This window comes from Vibrio palustris, assembly GCF_024346995.1.
GTDB classification, from domain to species: Bacteria; Pseudomonadota; Gammaproteobacteria; order Enterobacterales; family Vibrionaceae; genus Vibrio; species Vibrio palustris.
On the sequence record NZ_AP024887.1, the window covers coordinates 2,528,980 to 2,554,967 of the forward strand.

Annotated in this window: 27 protein-coding genes; 8 read left to right on the top strand and 19 right to left on the bottom strand. The window is 43.2% G+C overall.

The genetic code is table 11. The features are described from left to right. The first annotated feature begins 206 nt into the window (after positions 1-206). The 3 genes from OCU30_RS11785 (at position 207) to OCU30_RS11795 (ending at position 3,439) form a co-directional block, all read left to right on the top strand. Positions 207-998 carry a CLCA_X family protein gene (locus tag OCU30_RS11785; protein WP_077315507.1) on the top strand — a complete coding sequence of 264 codons (792 nt, stop codon included), beginning with the start codon at positions 207-209 and terminating at the stop codon, positions 996-998. Between the two features lie 178 nt (positions 999-1,176). Further along, the gene (locus OCU30_RS11790; protein ID WP_077315506.1) at positions 1,177-2,388 is read left to right on the top strand and encodes an MFS transporter; all 1,212 of its coding nucleotides are present in this window, start codon (positions 1,177-1,179) and stop codon (positions 2,386-2,388) included. Positions 2,389-2,578: 190 nt separating this feature from the next. After that, positions 2,579-3,439, top strand: a complete 861-nt coding sequence (locus OCU30_RS11795; RefSeq protein WP_077315505.1) for a LysR family transcriptional regulator — start codon at positions 2,579-2,581, stop codon at positions 3,437-3,439. Between the two features lie 39 nt (positions 3,440-3,478). Here the strand turns inward: OCU30_RS11795 and OCU30_RS11800 are convergent, their stop codons facing one another. From OCU30_RS11800 to fabR, 5 genes are all read right to left on the bottom strand, one after another. Next, on the bottom strand, positions 3,479-4,453 hold the full coding sequence (locus OCU30_RS11800) for an asparaginase (RefSeq protein WP_077315504.1): 975 nt from the start codon (positions 4,451-4,453) through the stop codon (positions 3,479-3,481). A 67-nt stretch (positions 4,454-4,520) separates the two neighbouring features. Beyond that, on the bottom strand, positions 4,521-4,898 hold the full coding sequence (locus tag OCU30_RS11805) for a RidA family protein (RefSeq protein WP_077315527.1): 378 nt from the start codon (positions 4,896-4,898) through the stop codon (positions 4,521-4,523). A gap of 14 nt (positions 4,899-4,912) precedes the next feature. Next, positions 4,913-6,040 carry a threonine synthase gene (locus OCU30_RS11810; protein ID WP_077315503.1) on the bottom strand — a complete coding sequence of 376 codons (1,128 nt, stop codon included), beginning with the start codon at positions 6,038-6,040 and terminating at the stop codon, positions 4,913-4,915. A gap of 201 nt (positions 6,041-6,241) precedes the next feature. Next, complete coding sequence (locus OCU30_RS11815) at positions 6,242-6,616, bottom strand: YijD family membrane protein (RefSeq protein WP_077315502.1); 375 nt, start codon at positions 6,614-6,616, stop codon at positions 6,242-6,244. A 12-nt stretch (positions 6,617-6,628) separates the two neighbouring features. Further along, positions 6,629-7,252 carry an HTH-type transcriptional repressor FabR gene (gene fabR / locus OCU30_RS11820; RefSeq protein WP_077315501.1) on the bottom strand — a complete coding sequence of 208 codons (624 nt, stop codon included), beginning with the start codon at positions 7,250-7,252 and terminating at the stop codon, positions 6,629-6,631. 248 nt (positions 7,253-7,500) lie between these two features. Here fabR and sthA point away from each other — a divergent pair, with 248 nt between their 5' ends. Beyond that, entirely contained in the window at positions 7,501-8,901 is a 1,401-nt protein-coding gene (gene sthA / locus OCU30_RS11825) for a Si-specific NAD(P)(+) transhydrogenase (RefSeq protein ID WP_077315500.1), read from the top strand. 57 nt (positions 8,902-8,958) lie between these two features. Here sthA and dinF read toward each other — a convergent pair whose 3' ends face one another. From dinF to lexA, 3 genes are all read right to left on the bottom strand, one after another. Continuing rightward, positions 8,959-10,314 carry an MATE family efflux transporter DinF gene (gene dinF, locus OCU30_RS11830; protein WP_077315499.1) on the bottom strand — a complete coding sequence of 452 codons (1,356 nt, stop codon included), beginning with the start codon at positions 10,312-10,314 and terminating at the stop codon, positions 8,959-8,961. Between the two features lie 64 nt (positions 10,315-10,378). Then, positions 10,379-11,194 carry a class I SAM-dependent methyltransferase gene (locus OCU30_RS11835; protein ID WP_095532944.1) on the bottom strand — a complete coding sequence of 272 codons (816 nt, stop codon included), beginning with the start codon at positions 11,192-11,194 and terminating at the stop codon, positions 10,379-10,381. A 94-nt stretch (positions 11,195-11,288) separates the two neighbouring features. Next, positions 11,289-11,921, bottom strand: coding sequence for a transcriptional repressor LexA (lexA, locus tag OCU30_RS11840; RefSeq protein ID WP_077315497.1), 633 nt, complete (start codon positions 11,919-11,921; stop codon positions 11,289-11,291). Between the two features lie 385 nt (positions 11,922-12,306). Between lexA and plsB the strand changes: the two genes are divergently transcribed. Beyond that, positions 12,307-14,739, top strand: coding sequence for a glycerol-3-phosphate 1-O-acyltransferase PlsB (gene plsB / locus OCU30_RS11845; RefSeq protein ID WP_077315496.1), 2,433 nt, complete (start codon positions 12,307-12,309; stop codon positions 14,737-14,739). A 135-nt stretch (positions 14,740-14,874) separates the two neighbouring features. Here the strand turns inward: plsB and ubiA are convergent, their stop codons facing one another. Together ubiA and OCU30_RS11855 are read right to left on the bottom strand one after the other, a co-directional pair. Next, positions 14,875-15,729, bottom strand: coding sequence for a 4-hydroxybenzoate octaprenyltransferase (gene ubiA / locus OCU30_RS11850; RefSeq protein WP_077315495.1), 855 nt, complete (start codon positions 15,727-15,729; stop codon positions 14,875-14,877). 13 nt (positions 15,730-15,742) lie between these two features. Then, entirely contained in the window at positions 15,743-16,270 is a 528-nt protein-coding gene (locus OCU30_RS11855; protein ID WP_077315494.1) for a chorismate lyase, read from the bottom strand. Positions 16,271-16,405: 135 nt separating this feature from the next. Here OCU30_RS11855 and OCU30_RS11860 point away from each other — a divergent pair, with 135 nt between their 5' ends. Next, positions 16,406-16,822 (top strand): flagellar basal body-associated protein FliL, encoded by a 417-nt coding sequence (locus tag OCU30_RS11860; protein ID WP_077315493.1) that lies wholly within the window; start codon positions 16,406-16,408, stop codon positions 16,820-16,822. Between the two features lie 69 nt (positions 16,823-16,891). Here the strand turns inward: OCU30_RS11860 and glpG are convergent, their stop codons facing one another. From glpG to ftsY, 6 genes are all read right to left on the bottom strand, one after another. Next, complete coding sequence (gene glpG / locus OCU30_RS11865; protein WP_077315492.1) at positions 16,892-17,725, bottom strand: rhomboid family intramembrane serine protease GlpG; 834 nt, start codon at positions 17,723-17,725, stop codon at positions 16,892-16,894. Positions 17,726-17,727: 2 nt separating this feature from the next. Then, positions 17,728-18,057 carry a thiosulfate sulfurtransferase GlpE gene (gene glpE, locus OCU30_RS11870; RefSeq protein ID WP_077315491.1) on the bottom strand — a complete coding sequence of 110 codons (330 nt, stop codon included), beginning with the start codon at positions 18,055-18,057 and terminating at the stop codon, positions 17,728-17,730. A gap of 404 nt (positions 18,058-18,461) precedes the next feature. Next, positions 18,462-19,316, bottom strand: coding sequence for an RNA polymerase sigma factor RpoH (gene rpoH / locus OCU30_RS11875; protein WP_077315490.1), 855 nt, complete (start codon positions 19,314-19,316; stop codon positions 18,462-18,464). A gap of 158 nt (positions 19,317-19,474) precedes the next feature. Beyond that, the gene (ftsX, locus tag OCU30_RS11880) at positions 19,475-20,446 is read right to left on the bottom strand and encodes a permease-like cell division protein FtsX (RefSeq protein WP_077315489.1); all 972 of its coding nucleotides are present in this window, start codon (positions 20,444-20,446) and stop codon (positions 19,475-19,477) included. After that, complete coding sequence (ftsE, locus tag OCU30_RS11885) at positions 20,436-21,110, bottom strand: cell division ATP-binding protein FtsE (protein ID WP_077315488.1); 675 nt, start codon at positions 21,108-21,110, stop codon at positions 20,436-20,438. The genes ftsX and ftsE overlap by 11 nt, the downstream gene beginning before the upstream one ends. 45 nt (positions 21,111-21,155) lie before the next feature. Next, positions 21,156-22,316 (bottom strand): signal recognition particle-docking protein FtsY, encoded by a 1,161-nt coding sequence (ftsY, locus tag OCU30_RS11890; RefSeq protein WP_077315487.1) that lies wholly within the window; start codon positions 22,314-22,316, stop codon positions 21,156-21,158. Positions 22,317-22,520: 204 nt separating this feature from the next. Here ftsY and rsmD point away from each other — a divergent pair, with 204 nt between their 5' ends. Continuing rightward, a complete protein-coding gene (gene rsmD, locus OCU30_RS11895) occupies positions 22,521-23,120 on the top strand; it encodes a 16S rRNA (guanine(966)-N(2))-methyltransferase RsmD (protein WP_077315486.1) in 600 nt (199 codons plus the stop codon). Continuing rightward, complete coding sequence (locus OCU30_RS11900) at positions 23,117-23,383, top strand: DUF1145 domain-containing protein (protein ID WP_077315485.1); 267 nt, start codon at positions 23,117-23,119, stop codon at positions 23,381-23,383. The genes rsmD and OCU30_RS11900 overlap by 4 nt, the downstream gene beginning before the upstream one ends. A 52-nt stretch (positions 23,384-23,435) precedes the next feature. Here the strand turns inward: OCU30_RS11900 and OCU30_RS11905 are convergent, their stop codons facing one another. The 3 genes from OCU30_RS11905 to OCU30_RS11915 all read right to left on the bottom strand — a co-directional run bounded on the left by OCU30_RS11905 (position 23,436) and on the right by OCU30_RS11915 (position 25,975). Next, a complete protein-coding gene (locus OCU30_RS11905) occupies positions 23,436-24,023 on the bottom strand; it encodes a YhgN family NAAT transporter (protein WP_077315484.1) in 588 nt (195 codons plus the stop codon). A gap of 89 nt (positions 24,024-24,112) precedes the next feature. Then, complete coding sequence (locus OCU30_RS11910; RefSeq protein ID WP_205408838.1) at positions 24,113-24,739, bottom strand: lysoplasmalogenase; 627 nt, start codon at positions 24,737-24,739, stop codon at positions 24,113-24,115. An 861-nt stretch (positions 24,740-25,600) separates the two neighbouring features. Then, the gene (locus OCU30_RS11915; protein WP_077315482.1) at positions 25,601-25,975 is read right to left on the bottom strand and encodes a DUF4145 domain-containing protein; all 375 of its coding nucleotides are present in this window, start codon (positions 25,973-25,975) and stop codon (positions 25,601-25,603) included. Between the last annotated feature and the right edge of the window lie 13 nt (positions 25,976-25,988).

Below are 25,988 nucleotides of genomic sequence, written 5' to 3' on the forward strand. Positions count from 1 at the left end.
AGCCTATGAATGAGTCCCAACTCTAAACGACTTTGGGGCACAAATAAGTCAGCTAAGATCAAGCTGAATCGAAGATGGACAGATGAATCGCCACTGATTTCCTAGACGCCTTTTAGTTAGATATGACCCACCTCAGGCCTCGTCCTTGTCCCCGAGATTAGGGTATACTACCCAACTAAGACATTAGGCGACCGGATTCCCCAACAGTGAAGCTGACGCATTTCAAACACCGAACCCGCTGCGGCCCTGACTATCGGCATGGCGAACCTGCGACGTTCAAAGACATCCAACGCACCTTTGCCATGGGTAACCTGCGGGTTGGCCGTTGGGTGACACAAGAAGAAAAGGCGCTTGCGGCTAATCTTATCTACGACTCGTTGGCCGATCTCGCCTATCTGCTCGCTCTTCCGCCGCACGCCATAGGCCTGCGCGGCACATTAAACTTAGCCTTTGGCACTGGTGGACGTCAGGGCGTGCAAGCACATTATGATCCCCGCCAGCGTGAGTTAGCTTTAGCCAAGAATGCTGGCGCAGGCGCACTGGCGCATGAATTCTGGCACGCCTTCGATCATTACATTGCGGATAAAGCCTTTAACCTCGACACGTCAGTGCAGCCGACCTTACGTCCCCGATTTGCCAGTGACTGCTGGCTTGAGAACTGTACACCGATAAAGCATCCGCTGAATGAGCGACTGATGGCCCTATTCGCGATCACTTTATTGAGCGACGACACCCTCGACAAGCATGATTATGTGGCTCGTAGTGTCCGAGCCGATCAGGCGTTAGCCCAGCGGTACTTTTCCACGCCCACAGAGATGATGGCGCGGGCGTTTGAGGCGGCGATCGAGTCGTGTGCACAGATTGACAATGCTTATCTAGTGGCTGGAACCATGCGCCAGGATGTGCAGCCAGTTTACCCCGATATCACGCATCGCCAGGGGATTTATCAGGCGGTACTCGCCTATTTTTCACCGCTCGGGAATGCGCTCAGTCGTTAAGCGCTCAGCAAAGGCTCTAGAACATTGTATCAGTCCTAAAGCCACACACGAGGTGACAAAAACGTCGGCAAGGTCGTCATCTCTGGATTGAGTCACTGACTGTCCAAATAACTCAATTAAACGCAACGTCTAACGCATTTAGTACGACCTTTAAAATCTCTCAAGTTTGGATCTCCCTATGAATAATTCACGTCGTATCACTGAGAAAAACACACTGTATTTGCTACTATTTATTTTGTTTATTGCACTTAATTTACGCGGCCCAGTAACAGGATTACCGCCGCTATTGGAGAGCATTAGTCGCGACTTACAACTGTCGAGTACCCAATCCGGCTTATTAACCAGCATTCCGTTATTAGCCTTTGCGGTGTTTGCACCTGTGGCGTCGTGGCTGACTCGATATTTTCATATTGAGCGTCTTCTCGCTTCTGGCGTCGGTTTAATCGCTTTTGGCATGGCCATTCGCTCTGTGGGTAATATCAGCGTTCTGTATCTCGGTGCGATATTTATCGGTGCTGGTATCGCGATTGGCAATGTTTTATTACCTAGTTTGCTTAAGCGTGAATATCCTCAGCACATCGTCCAGTTGACGGCCCTATATGTACTAATGATGAGTGTTGGCGGCTTTGTTATGTCCAGTGTTGCGGTCCCTTTAAGTCAATGGCTAGAACGCGGCAGTGTCGCACTGCCTATGAGCGGATGGGCTTTCGCCCTCGCCTGTCAGGCCATGATGATCCTATTCCCTTTGGTTATTTGGTTTACTGGAAAATTCACTCCGCACACTCAGCCTCCACGCAACGCCGTCGAGCCTAACGTCAATGTTTGGCGCTCACGAACGGCATGGCAGGTTGCTGGGTTTCTCGCGGTCAATTCTCTGTTTAATTATATTGTTATCGCTTGGATACCATCGATTTTAATTGCTTTTGGCTATAGCGACACCACCGCTGGGCTATATCAAGGCTATATGCAATTAGCAGGTGCATTACCCTCGTTGATACTCACGCCCTTCATAAACCGTTTAGGGAGTCATCGTCGACTGTGTCTAATCGCCACCAGCTTAACGTGGTTAAGTATATTGGGATTACTTTTCCTGCCAAGCTGGTCAGGTGTATGGGCTATCTTATTTGGTTTTGGGATCTGCATGGGTTTTATTATGGGATTATCTTTTGTGGCACTACGAACGACGAGTACTCGACAAGCGGCTGCATTATCAGGGATGGCACAACTTATTGGTTACACTTTAGCGGCGCTAGGTCCCGTTATGATCGGTGCATTACATGATTGGCAACATTCATGGACGGGCGCATTACTTGCACTATTAGTGATTGGTTTTATATGGATCTTATTGGGTTGGTTTGCCAGTCCCAAACCTATGCACGTCGACAAATAACGGCTTACTCGCGTTTGCGCGAGTGGCGTTAAATGGGATGGGCACAGCGACAGCATGGACGCACGGCAAAGGGCAATCACGCTCTAAGTGGATAAGCTCATGGTGATGTGAGTATCCCTTTAAGCCGAACGCTTCCTTTTCTTAGATGATCACGTAAAATCTTTCTATTCCCAATATTCAAGGATGACATATGTTACTCGAAGGCATAGAAACGCTCATGGTGCTGGCAGAAGCTAAAACAATGAGTAAAACAGGCAGCATGCTATATATCAGCCAATCAGCGGTCAGTAAACGTATTCGCCACTTAGAAAAAAAACTGGGGAAAAAACTGATCGAGCCGCAGGGAAGGTATGTCCGCCTTACGCCAGAGGCAAACACCCTGCTGGATAATATAGGCCCGACCTTCAATGAGCTACGAGGGAAAATCTACGAACAGAGTCTCTCAACGCCTAATGACATCCCGATTAAGATAGACTGCTCTGAAACGTTAATTTCTGGATATTTCAGTACGTTGTTGTCCACCGCGATTCAGAAAGATAGTCGCATTATTCTCTCGACGAATCACACACCAAGAATCATTGAAAATGTCGTTTCTGGTAAAGCAACTATGGGATTATGTGCGGGTTATTTACCGGCACATACAGGATTGCTCACCTTTCATTTATTTGATGAGCCCTTTTATATTTTAAGCCAAGCACCGTTAACAGATCTGCCGTCCCACGTTATTACCACGGATTTAAGTAACTCAGCGAATGCCTATCAGGCCGTGATTCTCAATCAACTGCAAATAACATCAGCCATGCAGTTAGACTCGTATACCGCCGCCGCCCATTTAGCGTTAAGTGGTGCGACGCCGGCCTTAATCCCTTTATCGATCATTAATGCGTTAAATATTGCCCCCCAGCACCTACACTATTTTACCGAGCTCAATGAACTCACTCGCCCAGTGCACATTTGTGTACGGCAAAATAATTACAACTTACCGCGTGTTAAAACGCTGATTGAGGAGTTTTACGCCTACCATGATCCAAATGCTTTTTTACCTTCTTAATCGATATCAATGCATGCCAGTCATTGTTGGAATAATACGCTAAAAATAGTCAAAATACTGCTGCTGAGCTTGAGGCGAATCAACGTCATTAGCGAGCAATAATTGTAGTAAAATCCTAGATTTATGTGGATTTAGACTGCGACAGGCAATAAAGTTTAACTCATCATCGTCCACTTCTAAGTTGCGATAGGCATGTCCAGTATTCAAGCGGGTAGAGCGTACTATGCTTTTACCTTGTGCCGCTAATGCTTGCAGTTCATCCATCAACCAACGCGGAGCATTACCGTGCCCTACCCCCGCAATCACGACACCTTTTATGTTCTCATCACGCAAGACCAAGAGCGTCGATTTTTCCATATTCGCTGATACATAAATAATCGGCACACTCGGCCAGAGGCCAGCACTTGGTAAAGTCAATTGCTCCGTGAACACGGGCGGCATCACCTGAGTAAAATAATCGACCCTCTTCGGTGTCACTCGCCCTAACTCACCCACCGGGTAACTAGCAAAGCCATCAATGCCATCGGTACGAGATTTATAGACAGTACGCCCTTGCAAAATTCGATCACCAGAAATCGCGATAATACCTTGAGACTGTGGATGAGCAGCGACTTGTATTGCATTCGCTAACGCCCTTTCGCCATCCGAGCCAAGGGTATTGGCGGTACGCATTGCGCCCACCAACACAATGGGACACGTTGGCTGCAAGGTTAGCTCTAATAAAAAAGCGGATTCCTCCAGCGTATCCGTACCATGAGAGACCACGATTCCATCAGCCGCATTATTCATGGATATCTCTCGAATACGTGTCAATAAAACATCCCAAATATGATCATCGACATCTTGTGAACTGACCGACGCGAGCGTTTCACAACTCACACTGACCGTGGCATTCACGGCGATTAAATCCGCCACATCCACGCCACCGGACTGATACGTCGATGACTGCTCACTATCGGTGTTACTGGTAATTGTACCGCCAGTCGACAGTACAATAATATGTTGCTTAGGCATGTGTTCTCCTCACCGCCAAATTGTTATAAATCATTGCCCATCAAGGCGTCATGCTTAATAAAACTATTCAATCACATGCAGCAATACAATCGATCTCAATTGTGACGCCAAAATGCAGATCGCGCGTTGGGACAATAGTGCGCACAGGCTTATGTACGACGAAATATTCACCGCAAATTTGGTTAACTTCATCCCATAGCTCAACACTTGAGATATATACCACCAGCTTAATAACCTGATTCAGGTCAGTATTCGCTTCAGCCAAGATAAGTTTCAGATTATCAAACACACGTCGCGCTTGAGCTTGAATTGTTCCCGTTACTTTCTTGCCCGAATCCGGGTCAATCGGTAACTGCCCAGATACGTAGAGCAGTCCTTGGTGTTTAATCGCTTGGCTGTAGTGGCCTGCAGGCTTGAGTGCATTATTTGTTTGTATATATTCCATTGTCATCAGTCAGCCTATTGATTATCGGTCAGCAAAGTTTGAATAGTATTGGTTGATTTCAACCCATTTCCGGTTACCACGCCAACTGTCACCTGTCCTGCGGTAATCTCATGGCGCTCAATCAGCGTCTGAATACCTGCAAATGCGGTTGCAGACGTCGGTTCAATAAAGAAGCCTTGTTTCCCCATGGTATGTAACGCACTGGCGATCTGCTCTTCATTAACACTCACGAACCCACCTTGAGATTCACGTACAAAGTGAATAATTTCATTGATTCTAGATGAGCGTTGAATTTTAATGCCCTCAGCCAAAGTCTTCGTCGAGGTAATTTCGATATCTTCATGATTAAATTGCTGCACAAAAGGCTGAATACCTTCCGTTTGAATACCAAATAAACGTGGTATTTTATCAATCTCACCACTTCTCAATAACTCTTGGAAACCTAAATAAGCCCCCGCTAACAAACTGCCATTACCGGCTGGTGCAATAAAGTTATCGGGCGCTTGATAACCGCACTGCTCCCAAAGCTCATACGCTATCGATTTGACTCCTTCAATAAACAAGGGATGCCAATTATGACCGACATAATAACTACTATGAGTCTGAATACTGTTCATGGCCGCATTCGCCACATCTTCTCGAGATCCGGCAATCTCGATACATTGCGCTCCATAAAGCCGAGTCTGTACCGTTTTTCCCAAGGACGTACCAGCCGGCACAAATATATGACAATCAAAGTCTCCTTTAGCCGCATAACCGGCATATGCCGAGCCACCATTACCACTCGAATCTTCGGCAATCGAACGCACGCCTTGCTGGCTAAGATAGTTGACCACCATCGCAGCACCGCGATCTTTAAAAGACCCTGTCGGCATGAGCGAATCCATTTTTGCGAAAATATCAACATCGCCGATGCGTGCTGATGCGAGCGGTGTAATGGTTTCATTAAAAGAAATAGTGATCGATTCTTTGCTCAGCGGATACGCCTTTGCGTAGCGCCACATCGTAAAGTCATTAGAAATAAGGTCAGCTTTGGTCAAACTAAAGTCGGACTTTACCCATAACGCCGCGCCACACTCACAACGAATTAAAAGCGGATTAGGCTCATATTCTTTGTCACAATGCATACAGTTATATTTCACGTCTCACACCTGTTTAATCATTCGTCTTCACGCCAGCATACAAACTTCTGGTGTTTGCCCGTTAGAGAAACTCAGGTATATGTTCTATTCCTAATTGGAATAGAACATATCAGACACATTGGCGAGGTAAGCACGCAACGCTAACCACAAAAAAACGAGCCCAAAGGCTCGTTTTTATTTAGATAGGTAGTTCCACTTCACTTACTTTTTATTTTTAGGGGTTAAAAATCCCAGTTTATAACCGACCCACAAGACAAGAGCGACCAAAATAATCAGGGAAAAGAAGTTGGAGCCGGCATCTGGGTATTGCGCTTTAATAAAGGCAGAGTGACCAAATGCGCCAACAAAGAAACATGCTAAACCAACCAAAGGAATGTCTTCAGCAATCGGGTGACGCAAGTATTCTTGATACAGCGCTTGCAGTGATAATACCAATGCAATCAGTGGAAAAATCGAAAATGACACCTGACTCATTGTCATCCAAGATAAAATGGCATCACCACTCATACCAGCAACCAGTGCCAAAACTAACGTTTTGCGTTCAGAGCATGGCATGCTCTCACTTTGCTTAGACATTCACCTAGCCTCTTATTTGATCGTATGTAAGGTTTTACGTTGATGATGTGCCCCTTGGGCCATCATGCGCAACTGTTTAATTAAACGGAGCGCTAACTCCTCTCGTGCTTTTTTATTGAGATCTAATGCTTCAGCTCCCGAGTTAAACACTAAGGTAACCGATGCATCTGCTTGAGTTTTAGCATCATCACGAGTGATACCTGTAGCAATTAGGTACTCGGCTAACTCGGCAGAAAAATGTTGGATCTCACGAGCGACAGCAGCACGAAAATCGGCCGAGGTACCTGAGCGCTCACGTAATAATAAACGAAATATGTTAGGGCTATTATCAATAAATTCCATAAACGTGAGTACTGAGGTCCGAATCACACTCCCTTCACGCACTATCCTTTGCCGAGCTTGGCGCATTAACTGTCGTAACAATAAGCCACCTTCATCGACCATGGTTAAACCCAATTCATCCATATCTTTAAAATGTCGATAAAATGACGTCGGTGCGATACCGGCTTCACGTGCGACTTCACGCAAACTCAAATTCGAAAAACTTCGTTCAGCGCTCAACTGACTAAATGCCGCATCAATGACAGAGCGACGAGTTTTCTCTTTTTGCTGGGCTCGAATTCCAGTCGGTTTCATAAACAATGCCGCCTCTCTACAAAGAACTCTGATTCATACTATAACTTCCTTAGCGTATTTGTCTAAGTAACTCGCGACATCTTCGAACGATAATGAAAAAAACGAGTCAAAAAACAACAACTGTCGTAGTATTTAAATACGGCGTATGATCTTTTACACTGTGCATACACTTTTATTGTTACAAGTTTTATCAATGGCAAAAACATAATGATAATATGTTGTTAACAATCATAACAAAAGGAAATCCAATGACTGCTAAGTATCAATTCGACGTAATTGTCATCGGTAGTGGCCCAGGCGGTGAAGGGGCTGCAATGGGACTCGCCAAAGCTGGAAAGAACGTCGCCATAATCGAAAAAGAAAGCGGCGTTGGTGGTGGGTGTACTCACTGGGGAACCATTCCCTCTAAGGCATTGCGCCACGCAGTAAGCCGAATTCTTGAATTTAATAAAAACCCACTCTTTCGCAAAAATAACCAACATCTCCAGCTTCGCTTCTCAGACATTCTCTCCCATGCCAATCATGTTATTGACCAACAAACACGTTTACGCCAAGGGTTCTACGATCGTAACTTGTGCACCTTATTGTTTGGCGTTGCGCAATTTGTTGATCAACATACGTTGGCTTTAACAGATAGCGAAGGGGGTGTAGAACACATTACGGCGGAGAAATTTGTCATTGCAACTGGCTCACGCCCTTATCATCCTGAAGGCGTCGATTTCTCGCACCCACGCATTTACGATAGTGATTCGATTCTTAACCTAGAGCACGACCCTCGCCACATTGTCATTTACGGAGCTGGTGTCATTGGTTGTGAGTATGCGTCTATTTTCCGCGGATTAGGGGTAAAAACCGATCTCATCAATACCCGCGAGCGTTTACTATCATTTCTCGATAACGAAACCTCCGATGCTGTGTCTTATCACTTCTGGAACAGTGGTGTGGTGATTCGTAATGACGAGGCATTCTCGAGCATTGAAGGCCGAGACGACGGCGTCGTGATTAATCTCGAATCTGGTAAAAAAATGAAAGCCGATTGCCTGTTGTACGCTAACGGTCGTTCAGGTAATACAGAAAAGCTCAATCTGCCTGCTATTAACTTGAATGCGAATAGTCGTGGGCAATTGCATGTCAACGAGAACTATCAAACGGAAATTGACAATGTCTATGCGGTCGGTGATGTTATTGGCTACCCTAGCCTAGCGAGCGCCGCTTATGACCAAGGACGCTTTGTCGCCCAATCGATCGTCCACGGTCAGGCTACCTTTAAGTTAATTGAAGAGATTCCGACTGGTATTTATACCATTCCAGAAATCAGTTCAGTAGGTAAAACAGAGCAAGAGTTAACCGCCGCAAAAGTGCCTTACGAAGTTGGACGCTCTTCGTTCCAACACTTGGCACGGGCGCAAATTGCCGATATGAAAGTGGGCAGCTTGAAAATATTGTTCCATCGTGAAACCAAACAGATCCTCGGTATTCACTGTTTTGGTGAGCGCGCCTCTGAAATCATTCACATCGGACAAGCCATCATGGAACAACCCGGAGAAGCGAATACGATTGACTACTTCGTCAATACTACGTTTAACTATCCGACCATGGCAGAAGCCTATCGCGTCGCGGCCTTAAATGGATTAAACCGCTTGTTCTAAATCTAGCGTTTCATTACAACAAAAAATCCGCTGTCACAGCGGATTTTTACTTTCTAATTAATGATTTTCTACATGCGAGAAAAAGATCTGCTGTCGCCATTGCCGGGTTAAAACAAACGCCAAGGTTAAGCCTCTCATAGCCATAAAACATAGCATAGCCAACCATATGCCGTGATTGCCTAATAGTGGCGTACTGAGTAATACAACAAAGAACGTCGCCGCTGCAACAAACATACTGTTGCGCATTTCGATGCCTTTAGTCGCGCCAATAAATACACCATCTAATAGAAAGCACCACATCGACACTAATGGCATAGCCACCAGCCATGGGAGATAAATAAGTGCGATATGGTGTACCTCGGCAATGTTGGTCATAAAGCCAAGCAAGGTATCTCCCAGCACACCAAATACTACCGTTAGCCCACTACAAATGAGCAAACTCCAAAACACCGTCCCTATCATGGCTTCTTTGAGACGCTGCCGACTATCCGCACCTATCGCTTTACCCACCATGGCTTCCATTGCATACGCAAAGCCATCCATGCCATAAGAGATAAACATGACAAAACTCATCAAAATCGCATTGGCAGCGACAGTACGATCACCTAACGCTGCGCCTTGAAAAGTCATGAAGCTAAAGACCAGTTGTAAGCATAACGAGCGCAAAAAGATATCACGGTTTAATTTTATAAAACGACTCAGGCCTTGCGTGCTACCACGCCAAGCCACCCAAGGTAGCGGTAAGTGCTGTTTTACCCAATAACGCCAGACACATAGCAGCGCGAATATCGTGCCGACATAATCTGCGATAACAGAGGCCCATGCTGCACCTGCGACTTGCCACTCTAAGCCAACAACAAACCATAAATCACAAGAAACATTCACGATATTGGTAAGAATGACCATCCACATCGGTGCTTTCGCATTTTGTGTTCCCAGTAGCCAGCCAAGTAATACATAATTTGCTAACGCTGCGGGAGCACTCAATACGCGTATCGAGAAATATTGCTCACCGTAGTGTTTCACCTTGTCACTAGCATCACTAAAATGAAAAGCCACATCCACAATCCATTGATGAATCAATAGAAAGCCGCATGCTAACAGCATCGCCATGGCGAGCCCCTGCAATAACACGCGAGCTTGTTGCTCACGGTTAGCGCGTCCGACCGCTTGCGCAGTCAAACCTGTGGTCGACATACGTAAAAAGCCCAATAGCCATAAAGAAACACTGATTAAGGTGCTGCCTAGCGCAACCCCGCCGAGATACCACGCATGTGAAAGATGGCCAATCACGGCAGTATCCACCAGCCCAAGTAAAGGGACGGTAATATTGGATAACACCATGGGGATCGCCAACCATAATACTTGGCGATGCACTGTACGGTTTAATAAGGTTTGATAAATTGAGTTCACACTTAGCTCCCTATGCGTTAGGTAGAAAGTGTAACTAAGTTAAGAGCAAGAAACTATCCAGTAATTACCAGCGCATAGACACGATTACAGGGGTGAAGCGATATTTATACCTTTGCCAAGCCCCTAACCCTTTTTGCCACCACTTCCAACGTGGGCATGGATGATCAAGTGGCGATGTCATCGCTATTTTTTTCAACCATGGTAAACAGTTCAACATAGCCGTTTGGCAATCTGCAAAGCCATGGGCATACAATGACGTTCCTAGCTTTTTCCCAAGCGGGGTGGACGTTTTATCCCCCGCTAGCACAAAACACGCTGTCGCCGCAGAGAAGTGTCGCCCTAGAGTTTTCACCACATGGCTAACCGCATGATTATCACAATCTAATAACGCATATTCACAAAGGATCAATGTTGGTGTGCTGTCTGACATGGGTAAATTCTGTAGCCAGGAAAGGTCTTTCACACTGCCCGCCATATTTTGATAGCGTTCACTGCGATGAAACAACTTTTGTCGTAACAGTAAGTGTTCGGAGACATCCACTTCAATCCAATGACATAAGCCATTATCAATGCGATAAAAACGGGTATCGAGCCCAGCTCCTAAATTAATAATCCACCCGTCAGGGTGTCTCTCTAGAAATTGGCGGACCCGTTGGTCGCATTGCTGGGTAAGCGTCGCGTTAAGGAGTTGTTGCTGAGCAAGGTTCGCACGCCCACAATCCATAGAAAGATGACAACGTTGGCATACATCAGCGGCAATCGGATCATAGATAACCCCATTGTCAGATAAGCTTTCGCGGCTACGAAACCATAGTGGTTGTAGCAAATGGGCAGGAATAGCATTAACTGTTTGGTTTGGTTCAGATAGGCGAGAGCACATTATCATCTTCCTTCAATACATGCAGCATGTAAGTTAGATGATAATGAATATCACTCAATATAACAAGTAAATGAGAATAAGTCTCAAATCTATATCACATCCAATCTGTATTACGAATAATACCTACGGCAACACCTTCGATGCTCATATGCTGTGATTTCAAGTCGACTTCAATCGGTGAAAAAGCCTCGTTTTCAGCATGTAAAAATACCGTTGAACCATTTTGCTCTAAACGCTTCACCGTAACATCGTCTTCTACACGTGCTACAACGACTTGTCCGTTACGAACATCTTGCGTTTTGTGCACAGCCAGTAAGTCACCATCCATAATACCAATATTTTTCATACTCTCGCCCTGAACTCGCAATAAGAAATCAGCGCTTGGACGAAACATCATGGGATCAACATGGTAATGAGATTCGACATGCTCTTGAGCTAAGATCGGCTCACCTGCGGCAACACGACCAATTAACGGCAGACCTAAATCGACAGGGACTTCAACGTCGGCAATGACGTCAGGTATAACACGAATACCACGCGAAGCACCGGGTACAATTTGAATGACTTGCTTACGTGCTAAAGCTTTCAGGTGCTCTTCTGCTGCATTAGCAGAGCGAAAACCAAGTTCACGCGCGATTTCTGCACGTGTCGGTGGCATTCCGGTTTCATCAATTTTACTTTTGATGAGTTCAAATACTTGTTGTTGTCGTGGCGTTAACGGCTTCATAATTCACCTGTCTTTTTATACAGTTGACTGTGAGTATATCCAGTATTTGTTTAAAAGGAAAGCCAATTGGTTATTTTTTAGATAAAGACAAATTGTACGTTTAATCAACGTCTACATTTATCATTCAGGACCACAGATGATGACGAGCTTTTGCCTAACTTATCCGGTCATGATGAGTGATAGGCTCGCTTCATCCTTGAGATAACACGAATTTTCACGATCTCATGACAGGAATAATGGCAATAAGATTTAACAGGTTTGACCAGCTCTGCTATTCTTGATATCCAAAACTCATCCACTCATTGAGTCATACTCACTGCATACGACTACTGTGCGGCAAGAATATGTCTGAATACACTATTATTTCCTGAGGCTTAGAGCTCTTATGTCGTCAAGACACCATTACACGCGTTCGCTACTGAAACTGCCACTAAAGCCCCTAGTGAAAGGCAGTGCAATACCTGCAAATCCCGTCGATGACTTAGCAATTAATCTTAACAAACCTATTGTTTATGCTCTACCTTTTCGCTCTAACGTAGACTTACTAACCCTACGTCACTACGCGTTAAACGCAGGTCTGCCAGATCCGCTAGAACCTCTGATTATTAATGGCGAATCGTTCGATCGTTTTGTTTATAATACGTCTCGACCAAACAAGCGTCGTCGTTATACCGATATTCCAACCGCGTCTGTCGAACTATTCGAACAATTACTCAAACAGCATAAAATCGACCCTGAGCTGGATATCCAAGTCATTCCTGTCACCGTATTATGGGGACGTAGTCCAGGTAAAGAAGGTCAATGTAAACCTTACCTGCGCGCTTATACATCATTACAAAAAGCGAAAATGGTCATTAAACACGGCCGAGATTGCCTAGTCCGATTTAGTCCAGTGGTGTCATTACGCTATATGGCCGATCAACACGGCACGGATGTGACGATTGCCCATAAGCTTGCTCGCGTTGCACGTATTCATTTCTCGCGTCAAAAGTTAGCCGCATCTGGGCCTGATTTGCCGGGTAGACATCAATTATTTAAACGCTTAATGACCTCTCCTGTGGTAAAGAAAGCCATTGCTGATGAAGCCAAGAGCAAAAAAATCTCGGAAGAAAAAGCCAGTCACGAAGCACATAAAATACTTGATGAGATCGCGGCTAATTTTTCTTATTCGTTTGTTAAAAAAGGAGATCGCCTCCTCGGCTGGTTATGGAACCGTATTTATCAAGGATTAAACGTTAATAATGCATCCACAGTCCGTCGTTTAGCTCAAGACGGTCATGAAGTCGTTTATGTGCCATGTCATCGTAGTCATATGGATTACTTATTATTATCTTATGTGTTGTTTCATGAAGGCATGGTCCCTCCACATATTGCAGCAGGCATTAACCTAAATTTCTTTCCAGCAGGACCACTATTTAGACGTGGTGGCGCATTCTTTATTCGCCGGAGTTTTAAAGGCAATAAACTGTATTCCACACTCTTTCGCGAATACCTAGTTGAGCTATTTGCTAAAGGTTATTCTGTTGAGTACTTCAGTGAAGGCGGCCGCTCGCGTACGGGCCGTTTACTACCGGCTAAGACAGGTATGCTCGCCATGACCATTCAGGCTATGCTACGTGGTTTAAACCGTCCCGTGACACTCGTGCCAGTCTATATTGGCTATGAACATGTCATGGAAGTAAACTCATACGCGAAAGAGCTGAAAGGAAATCGTAAAGAAAAAGAAAATGCAGGCCTTGTGCTGCGTACGATCCGTAAACTACGTAACTTCGGACAGGGTTATGTCAATTTTGGTGAGCCGATTACTATTAATCAGTATCTGAATGAAAAAGTGCCGGAATGGACGCAAGATATTGACCCTCTTGGTAACAGTAAGCCGCAATGGCTGACACCGGTGGTCAACGATCTTGCGACTAAGATGATGACGCATATTAATGGGGCCGCCGCGGCTAATGCTATGACGTTGTGCGCGACAGCACTCTTGGCATCTCGACAGCGTGCACTATCGCGTAACAGTCTCATCAAGCAGGTGGATTGTTATATGAAGCTACTCACCAATGTGCCTTATTCTGACACCGTCACCGTACCTGAACAAAGTGCCGAAGAGCTCGTCACACATGCAGAGTCTTTAGATAAGTTCATTATCGAAACCGATAAAATGGGCGATATTATTTCTCTTGATCGGCAGCAATCTATCTTAATGACCTATTACCGTAATAACATTATCCACTTACTTGCGATACCGTCGTTGATAGCACAAATCGTTGTACGTCATCAGAGTATTCATAAAGAAGACATTGTTAAACATGTCACGACGATTTATCCGTTTTTAAAACAAGAGCTGTTTATTACTCATGACATCAATGAGATGCCCCAATTAATTGAACGATATTTGCAAGAGTTTGCACAGCAGCAATTAATTGTCGTTGATGGTGATATCGTCACCATGAAACAAAACAATGCCCAACGTACTATGCGCCTTGGTCGTATCATTGCTGAAACCTTGCAACGTTATGCCATTGCTTTGAATTTACTAGTGATGCATTCAGAACTGAATAAATCAGAATTAGAAAAGCATAGCCAAGCTATCGCGCAACGTCTTGGCCGTTTGCATGGTATTAATGCGCCCGAGTTCTTCGATAAAGGCGTATTTAGTGCATTATTTGTGACCTTAAAGCAACAAGGTTATATCGATGAGAATGGTGAGAGACAGCTAGAACAATGCCAAGCATTTACTGATCAGCTTAATACGATGATAACGCCTGAAGTGCGTTTAACGATTCAAGAAAGCTTATATCGCGATACTCAGTTAGCTTAAACGCTCAAGCAAAGCAACATTAACGATAAAAAAAGAGGCCCCACACAGGGCCTCTTTTTATTACAAATCGTCATTACACACAACTGCGTATCGTACCTGATACGGGCACGGGATTAAGCAAAGAATAATCACGCATTACCAATACGCAATTAATAAACCCAAGGCAATCGCGCCGCCTACATAATTATTATTAAGGAACGCTTCAAAACACGGTCCTCGTTCGCGGTGACGTATTAAATGTTGTTGATATACAAACAACCCACCAGCCAATAATAATCCCCAATAAAAGCTGACGCCTAATTGTTCAACCCAACCGAGCGTGATTAATAATCCCAATGAAAACAACTGCAACAGACCAATAATGAGCTTGTCGCAACGGCCAAAGAGTATCGCTGTCGATTTAATACCAATGACCAAATCATCGTCACGATCGACCATCGCATACTGGGTGTCATAAGCGATAGTCCAAGCAACATTGACGACAAATAATACCCAAGCGATCGGTGAAATATCGCCTGATTGCGCCGCCCACGCCATCGGGATTGACCAACTAAATGCCAATCCAAGAAACAGTTGTGGTAAATGAGTAAACCGTTTCATAAAAGGATAAATAAATGCGAGTCCCATACCAAAGAACGACAAACGTATCGTTAAGTCATTCATAGTTAAGACCAGCGCAAAAGAAATGAGCCCCAAAATCACAAACAATGCGATGGCTTCTTTAGACGATATCTCTCCTGATGGTAAAGGTCTATTTCGAGTACGTTTTACAAACCCATCGACTTTTCTATCTGCAAAATCATTAATCACACATCCTGCTGAACGCATTAAAAACACGCCAAGCACGAAGACTAAAGTGACATTCCAATCAGGCATGCCTTGAGCAGCCATAATCAAGGCCCACAAGGTAGGCCACAGCAGAAGAAGAGAGCCTATAGGTCGATTCATTCGAGTTAAAAACCAAAAGGCTTGCAGTTTTTTAAAAGACATTCAGTCTCTCTCCTTACTTATAAATAGGGGATTCAGGCAAAAATATTTCTGACACTAGCATCGCATGATGGTCCATCCAGAGGCGAGAGCGACGAGCCAGCAATGCTGGATGCTCTTTTGAGAGATATCCAACTTCCAATTGATCTCTTTTGGCATGTTTATTATTAAAAACCGTCAGTCCGAGCGGTTTATTGCCCAACTTAGCTAAGTCATATGGCGTGTTTTCTAGCATTGATAAGGGAATTAATGTTCGTGCGATAACCCAAGGCTGATCATCTCCACATAGCACAACATCCCTCACCCAATAGTCTTCACACGGCAAACCTTGGTGCTCAATAGGCCGAAAAGAATTAAATGCAACATGTTGATTATTGATCACTTTCACTTTAAGTTGATGACAATCTTGAGCTAAACGCTGAGACAATGATGCCATCTCTTGTAACCAAGATATGGATTCGGCATTGGGGTAAGTAAATTCGTCTGGTTTGTGCCAATACACTTGGCATAAATCAGATAGGTGAAGCGAAATTGACTTATTCATACTAATATTCTGAGTGACAAGATAAGTATTGATAGAGACGCCACGTCTTTCTTTATCATTTATGGATGGAATGCTTTATTGTATCAAGAGCGTCGCCTTTCGAATATCGGAAACCACTAAAGAAAAGATACCAATATGCTAAAACGTGTTATAACCCAATTGATTATTACTATGAGCCTGCTCGTGTCTTTTTCTGCATTTTCAGAAGAAGCCAAAGATCCGGCAACCCATAAGCTCGCCTATTTTACCCTTCAACCCGATCTCACGACGAACTTTCATACAAAGGGGAAAAAGCTCGGGTACATACAAGTGAGAGTCGACATCATGGTCGCAAGTGATGCCGACCTACCGATTGTTGAACGTCACCAACCATTGATTCGTGATGCAATCGTCGAGCAGCTTGGTGAAGAAAGTGAAGATAAAATTAAGTCTCTTTCAGGCAGAGAAGATATTCGTAAACATCTCGTCGATAAAATTAATAATATTCTCTTAGCCGAAACCGGTCGCAAAATTATTGCTGACTTGCTTTTCACTAAATATATGTACCAATAAACTCGGGTAGCGCTACCGCCACCACTGAGTGAAGCCCACACTGTTGTTACACGCAGCGTGGGCTAATGTTTATGATTGACGCCAACGCCACACATCACTTAGACCTAAGCCGACGCCCGCTATCAAACCCGCCAAATGAGCCGTATTTGCAATCGCCATGAAGGGTTGTACATACCCTAATACTAACCAAAACAGCATAAATCCAATGATTGGTTTTTCAATCTTCACACCTGCACTCGGTAAGTAATAAGAGAGCATCCATGAATACCCCAATAGTGCATACACCACTCCAGATAATCCACCAAAATTAGCGCCAGCAACCCAATACTGCCCTGCTCCCGATAACACGGCCGATACTACAAAGATTTTAAGTAGTGTCACGCTACCGAGACGCTTCTCAATATGTCCACCAAACTCCCACCACCACAACAAGTTAAACACGATATGCAGGATAGAAAAATGCAGTAAAGCATGGGTTACCCATCGCCACAATTGCCAATGCTGTGCTTGTGTCGATGGAAAATGCAATGCCTCAAATACCCGGCTTCCTAATCCAAATTGCTGCAATACAAAAATAACGGTACAGAGCGCCATCATTGCTAAAGTGAACGCTCCAGCCCTTTCTTTCACCATCGTCATGAGTTTTGGCGAGGCATACTGTAAATGAGGACGACTGGTATTATTACTAGACCAAGATGCAGCAAGATATTTGGAGTGAGTAGGATCATGTAAGAAAGCATTGAGCTCAGCGACAACGAATTCTTGCTGTGATTCATCAGCAAGCCATAATGAGAACTGGCCCTCTCCCTCGGGGAATAACTGAATCACCACCTGGTGAGTAGACATGTAATCAATATAGGCTTGCGCCATACGAGGATTATTGAGAGTAACCAGTTTAATCATTATTACTTCGCCATGTTGGTTGCAACAGGAAGATTAGCGCGTTGCCATGCTTCAAAGCCACCATCAACACTGTAAACCTCATCAAACCCTTGACTGATCAAGTATTGAGCCGCGCCTTGGCTACTATTGCCGTGGTAGCAAATCACCAATACTGGTTCGTCAAAGTCTACTTCATTCATAAACTCAACCATGGTGTCATTGGTTAAATGATATGAAGACTCAGCATGAGCCTCTTTAAATGATCGAGGATCGCGAATATCTACGATCTTAGCGGCTCTCTTTTCTATCAGATCTTGAGCACTGACGACATCGATATGTTGGAATTGATCCATAGGGTGTCTCACTTCTTTTTTAACTCATATTGAAGTACACATTATAACCTATTCAGTTCCACACAAGTACACGGACAATGTAAGGTTATCAAAAAGGATCTGGATCCGGTAAAATTGTGGATAAACCTGTGGATTGCGTTGATAAGGTGCCATAACGATCTTGGATCCACAATATGTAGTAATGATCCTTACTTTTCTGTGAGTAAGAATAAACATATCCCCAAAAATGAAACGCCTCTAAACCCTTTATTTATGCGATCTGATGACAACTCATAAATAAACTTACCACAGACTTATCCACAGGTTACGCTGGTTTTTTGATCGCATTTCAGATCGGGCATAAAAAAAAGCTGAGATCATATGATCTCAGCTTTTCTATTTATTACTACAATGGATGCTCGTTATTAGATATCACCCACCGCTTCTTTTAATTTCTTCATGGCATTCTTTTCAAGCTGACGAATGCGCTCTGCAGAGACTTCATAGTTATCTGCTAACTCTTGTAGAGTCATTTTCTGATCATCTAACCAACGAGAACGCACAATATTTTGACTGCGCTCATCTAGAGTGGAGAGTGCTGAAACCAATCGCTGGGTTGTGTGCTCTTCCCAGTTTTGAGCTTCAATATTATCGGCGATATCAGAATGCTTATCTTCAAGGTATAACACTGGAGCAGAATAAGAGGTATTTTCATCATCATCTGACGACATTTCAAACGTTGGATCTTGCGCAGCAAGGCGAGATTCCATTTCACGGACTTCTGAAGGTTCAACACCCAATTCACGTGCAACCGTTTCTACTTCACCGTTGTTAAACCAACCTAAACGTTTTTTTGATTTACGTAGATTAAAGAATAACTTGCGCTGTGCTTTAGTGGTGGCAATTTTTACAATGCGCCAGTTGCGCAGTACATATTCATGGATCTCAGCTTTGATCCAGTGCACAGCGAACGACACCAATCGCACACCCACTTCTGGGTTGAAACGCTTAACCGCTTTCATTAAGCCAATATTGCCTTCTTGCACCAAGTCAGCCATTGGTAAACCGTAACCAGAGTAACCTCGAGCAACGTGAACAACAAAACGCAAATGGGACAAGATCAAACCTTTCGCAGCTTCGATATCACCATCATAGTGTAACCTCTCAGCTAGAGAATGCTCTTCCTCCGCAGTCAACATCGGATAGCTATTCACAGAACGGATATAGCTATCTAAGCTATCCTGCGTTACTAAAGCCATTGGGTACGCTTGTTTAGTCATTCGTTTCCTCATCGTTATATAAACTAGAGCCAGTGTATCTTTTATATACTGAACCGAACATGAACGGTTTTCAAGTCTAATCAAATATTATCTATATTCAATCTTAACAAGCAAGTCAACACTCAGTGAAAAGTGTTACGTTTTGCACCATTGCCCGATTAAATAGGTTCAATTTCTTTTAAATGACGGCTGGCAGACACTTTCGCCGCGACACATCCAATTAACGTACCTAACATTATCAACAGTAATGAGTCTTCAAGGCCTAAACCTAAAAGAGAAAAATGACTATCATATAAGTCGGCAAGCTCAGCCACGGCATGACTCAATAATAACGTAATCACCATGGTCATGACCCAAGCGACAACTGCGCCAATCACTCCAAACCACATTCCTGAGTATAAATAAGGACGTAAAATAAAACTATCGGTCGCACCGATCAGTTTCATCGTCTGGATTTCATTCTTATTTGCCTGTACGTTAAAGCGTAGTGTATTTCCGACAATTAAGAAGACGGAAATTAACATTAATACCGATAAACTCATCACCAAAATACTCGCCAGACTACGAATCGCATCTAATTTTGAGAGCCAATCTTCATCCAAACGTACATCAGCGACACCCTGCTTTTTTTGCACGGCTGCCGCTAACGATTTCACGGCTAACTTTTGATCCGTTGTTGGCGTAATTATCAGTACCGCAGGGAGCACTGAAGAGTCTAATAAACTAATCGCTTGCTCAAATCCTGCGTTGGCGCTTAAATCTTCAATTCCTTGCTGCGGTGAAATATATTTCACCGCCGAGACATCATCGCGCTGCTCTATTTCGTCTTTGAGCAACATAACCCGAGCCTCAGATACCCCTTCATTCATATACACACTCACTTGAGAAGAATCACTCATTTGAGTCGCAACCGCTGAAAGGTTTTTACTCACTAAGTAAAAACAACTCGGTAACGTTAGTGCCATGGAAATTACGGCTAAGGTCATGATATTACCTAGAGGACGTTGCCATATCTGACGAAAAGAGGCTTTGGCTTGTTTCCACTGAACCGTAAAATAACGATCCGTTTTGAGCCTTTTGCCAGGATTGGATTTCGGTGCTTTTTTATTTTTTAAGAGTTTATTGGCCATACCCTTGTACCTCACTTAAAAAACCCTGGTTCAGTTCAAAATGGCGATATTGTGGTCGTGAATTGACTAAATTAATATCATGCGTCGCAAGTAAAATCGTCACGCCCGCTCGATTAAATTCTTCAAACAAACGTAAAATTCGGTTAGACAACTCTGGATCTAAGTTACCCGTTGGTTCATCAGCTAATAATAAAGTTGGGCGATTGACGACGGCTCTAGCAATACCGACACGTTGTTGCTCACCTCCCGATAATTGCGTAGGAAAACAACGGGCTTTATCCAATAAACCCGTTTTATCGAGCGCCGCAGACACGCGTCGCTTAATTTCAGATTCACTGGCCGCTTCAATCCGCATTGGCAAAGCGACATTTTCATAAATGGTGCGATCCATTAATAAACGATGGTCTTGAAACACAATGCCAATATTACGTCTTAGAAAAGGAATATCCTTATTAGGGATCCGTGTGATGTCATGATCGTTAAAACTCAATCGCCCATCAGTCGGACGCTCTATCGCACATATTAATTTCAAAAGTGTACTTTTACCTGCACCGGAGTGGCCTCCTAAGAAAGCCATTTCACCTCTTCGCAAATGAAAATCGACCTTTTGTAAGGCTTGCCGTCCACCTCGATACGCCTTACTTACTTGTTGAAATTTAATCACACATTATTCCTTTCTAAGCCTTAAACGGACATGCTATTTACATTGTTAGTCATCACGACTGAAAAGCGCATCAATAAACTGTTGAGTCTCGAATGGGCGTAAATCATCAATGCCTTCACCCACACCAATATAACGAATTGGGATTTTGAATTGATCCGCTAAAGAGAAGATTACCCCGCCTTTTGCTGTCCCATCTAACTTGGTCAGTGTAATTCCGGTTAGTGGCGCAGCTTCGGTAAATAATTTGGCTTGGCTAATGGCATTCTGTCCAGTGCCTGCATCTAAGGTCAACATAATTTCATGGGGTGCAGCATCGTCGATCTTTTTCATCACCCGCACAATTTTACGCAACTCTTCCATCAGGTTCGCTTTATTCTGCAAACGTCCGGCTGTATCAGCAATGACTACATCTATACCGCGTGCTTTGGCCGCCTCAATCGCATCATAAATAACGGATGCGCTATCTGCTCCGGTATGCTGAGCGACTACAGGAACATTATTACGTTGCCCCCATACTTGTAGCTGTTCTACCGCCGCGGCTCTAAAAGTATCACCAGCGGCCAGCATAACGCTCTTACCTTCTTGCTGGAATTGCTTAGCAAGCTTACCAATTGTCGTCGTTTTACCGACACCATTCACTCCAACCATCAAAATAACATACGGTGCTTTGGTGGTATCCACTGGGAGTGGTTGTTCAACCGTTGCGAGAATCTCACGCATTTCTTCTTTTAAAAGATCGTAAAGCGCTTCGCCATCTTTTAATTGCTGTCGTGTGGCTTTTTCAGTCAGACTATTGATAATTTTTGTCGTCGTTTCCATGCCAACATCAGCAATCAATAGCTGCTCTTCTAATTCTTCAAATAAATCTTCATCAATTTTTTTTCCTTTGAAAAGACCAAAGAACCCTGAACCAATATTCGCTTTAGTACGACTTAAACTACGCTTTAGACGTGCAAAAAAGCTTTCCGTTGGTTTCTCTTGCTCTTGAATCGTTTCCAGCACAGGTTCGAGTACTTGCGCTTTATCATCATTACTCGTTGTTTCTGTTTCTGTTTCTGTTTCTGTTTCTTGAGATTCAACGCTTGGTTCCGGCTGAGCAACCGTTTCTGCTTGATTCTTTATTTCTTTTTCATTATTTGTCTGACTGGTTTCGTCATCGCCAAAACCGAGCCATGACAGTAAGCCACGTTTCTTTTTTTCTGTCATTAGGGAGTATCCTAGATTTGCTTAACTAACTATGACTCTTTTCTCAGAGAATTATCCCCCGAAAGAAAAGAAAAAATGACAAAGCAGTGAAAAGTTTTACGATCACTTGGTACAATTTGTCATATTTTTAATTTATGCGCCTTACGCCAGTCTATAGACTGGCAGGCTCGATATAGTAACACTTAATGAGCGGTCAAAAAATCTATGGCAAGACGTCCTCATAAAAAACCAGCAACAAACGCGAATTCACTTGGACAAGTAAGAATTATCAGTGGCTTATGGCGAGGAAGAAAACTGCCAGTACATGATGCACAAGGCTTACGTCCGACCACAGATCGAGTCAAAGAAACCCTCTTTAACTGGATTGCTCAAGACATTCCCCAATCACGTTGCCTTGATGTCTTTGCAGGCTCCGGTGGATTAGGCTTCGAAGCGGCCTCGCGCCAAGCCTCTCAAGTGACAATGTTAGAAATGAATAGGCAAGTTTGCCAGCAGTTATCAAAAAATGTTACTGCACTAAAAGCAGAAAACATTGATGTACACAACATTGATAGTTTGGCTTATCTCGATAAACCGGGAGAAGCCTATGATGTCGTGTTTATCGACCCGCCTTTCAGGCAAGGTTTGCTTGAAGAGGTGATTCACCGCCTAGAAGATAATCATTGGTTAACACCTCAGGCTTTGATCTATATTGAGACAGAGAAAGAATTAGTCTTACCTATAATGCCAAATCACTGGCAACTACTGAAAGAAAAACAGGCAGGACAAGTCAGCTACCGTTTATTTGAAAGGAGCGAACCATGAAAGCATTGATTTTCGCGGCCAAAGCCGCGATTGGGTTTGTGTGGCTTATACTGCTCACCAATATTGTGCATCCATTCCCAGGCAACGCCGCCATCGCCTTGTATATTATGACGGGCTTCTTATTTATGATGCATGGCCTGCAAACACTCATATTCATTGGTGCTTTCGGAGATAAAATCACCATGAGTCGCTGGGAGAAATGGTCCATTCTCATCTTCGGAATTTTTGCTCTGTTGGATATTCGACGTAAACATATGCAATAAAAAAACGCCAGTCACATGACTGGCGTTTTTTATCTAATTGACATCGAGAAGATTAGCCCGCCATATAGCTTTTTAAGCCATCTAAGAGCATCTGTGTCGATACCATGACAAGTAGTAATCCCATTAAACGCTCAACCGCTTTTAAACCACGTTCACCTAATAATTTATGGAAAAAACCATAGAACATTAAGATACCCGCGGTTCCTAACCAAGCGAGAAAGACGGAAGCAGAAAGCTCCATCATCTGATGCGGATATTGTGTCGAGAGTAATAATAATGCGGCAATCACTGAAGGACCCGCAATCATAGGTATCGCGATAGGAACGATAAACGGTTCTTCCCCAACGGCTAAACCCGTAATACTTCCGGCACTCGGGAAAATCATTTTAATCGCGATAATAAAGAGGATCACCCCACCGGAAATACTTAGCGTTTCCGGCTGTACATGCAAAAATCCTAAGATTGACTTACCGGCATACAAAAACAGCATTAAAATAACCAGTGAAGCAATCAGTTCACGAATTAAGATGATACGTCTTCTTCGCTTATCAAAGTGCTTTAAAATCGATAATACAACGGGCAAATTACCAAGTGGGTCCATGATCAAAAAAAGCATGATTGCCGCTGAAAAAATTTCCATAATACCTTCTGCTCCATTTATGACAGGCGTGAGTATAACAACCAATTAATGATAATTCGATTAGTAAGTCCGTAACCAATAAACAGTACTTACATAACCGAAATAACCACTAAGCTCTGCGCGAATAAATACATACTTGAGACTAAGTACTGCCCACCTTTAATCGGACGCTTAAAGTCATGGATGGCTTGAATGACCCAAGTCAAGATAAATGTAATACAGCCTAAAAAGCCCAATATCGACATCGTATCGTTGGCCGTTAACCATACCTCTCCGGCCGCCCATGTCATTTGAATCAAGACTAAGCCCATTAACAAGACCGGAAAAATCAATTTATCAAGCTGAGGCAACAATAAGAAAAAAGCGACCACACCTGATGCGATAAGTAAGGCAGGCATCCACCATACTATGCCACCGGATAATTGACACCAAAAGGCCTTACTTAATAAAACCTGAGAACACAGAAAGGCAATAAAACTCACTTTTATACATGACTTAAAATAGTATAACCCATCAGCAAACATCGCAGCTAATAAGCTAACCAATACCCACATGGCAGGCTCGGTCGACAACGGCATGGCAGAATAAAGGATGGAACATAATACCCCCAAGCTCATCAACTTAAATATAATCGCCTGTTTAATATCACTTTTTATATACGAATAAATGCTGATATACCCAGATAAAGCGACAGAAATCCAACTCCACATGTTCACATTGCCTCTTTACGCACATGTTGCCAGTTTAGAGATGCCAACGCGTAAGTCCAGAAAAGATCAGAAAAAGTTCGACGTAAGCAAACGGATTGATGACTCTTTGCCTTATCAGCAAAAAAACAGAAAAAATTCAGTCTATAATTGAAAAAATGATTAGAACTTACTTTATTGATCATTTAAAAGTGAAATACTACGGAAAAACCCCAATAAAAACACGATTAAATTTAAAAAATAAAAATAAAAAACCAAATAAAACAAAAAGTTAAAAACAACAAAATAAAGCAAACGTTTACTTTAACAGGGTGATAATAAAATCCTCATGAAAAGACATTAATGCTCTATTATCTAGCAAAATTCATAACGTTCTACATTACAAACGTATAAAACCTATAAAAAAACGACTTAAAAAATTATTTTTACACAAAAATAACAATACTGCTCTGTAATCGCCAAAACTATAAAAAACAAAAGTAGAGCAATAAACAAACACTTAATAAATCATTATTTATCAAATATTTAAAATAAAAATACCATTGAGAAACTCATGAAAAGCTCTATTAGTCCCCCCTGAAAAATCACTACTTAAAGTATAATTTAAAGGAAAATAACCATACTTTATGGGTATTTATGGGATTCTTATCTACTGTGAATTGATCCCACACATAAAATAATGCTATTCTATTACTCATAGTGTAAACAATAATTAAAGGAGCGGTGTCGTATGTCTTCATCTCAAAAGCAAGGATTGGTTATGATTGCAGTGGTTGTAGGTTTAATGACACTGCCAATGATGTACTGATCATATCAGTACAAAAAAAAGACGCTCTTATGAGCGTCTTTTTTTTTAAGCATAAAATACGATTAACGAGAAAAGAAATGCTTATCGAGCAGATCCCAATGGGCATAGTACACAGCGGCGGCTGCAAGCGTCATCAACAACATTAATGACACTGCGATACGCCATACAAAACGGCCACTTCTAGGAGTGAGTTCTCTCTGGCACTGCTTAAATGCGGCCATAAAATCAGACCGATTATCTAATCGATAGTGATCATCATGCACAATTTTATTTCTTACTGTCGCAATGAAACGAAGCTTTCCGACAATGTGGCGCGGTAAGCGTTGCTGACAGCTGGTTATTAATTGATGCAGCCCTTTGCCTTCCGCGTGATACTGCTCTCTCAATAATGTTTCTAACTTTCGCGTACACGTTACCACTTGTTCAATGTCTGACATTGCCCCTCCCACC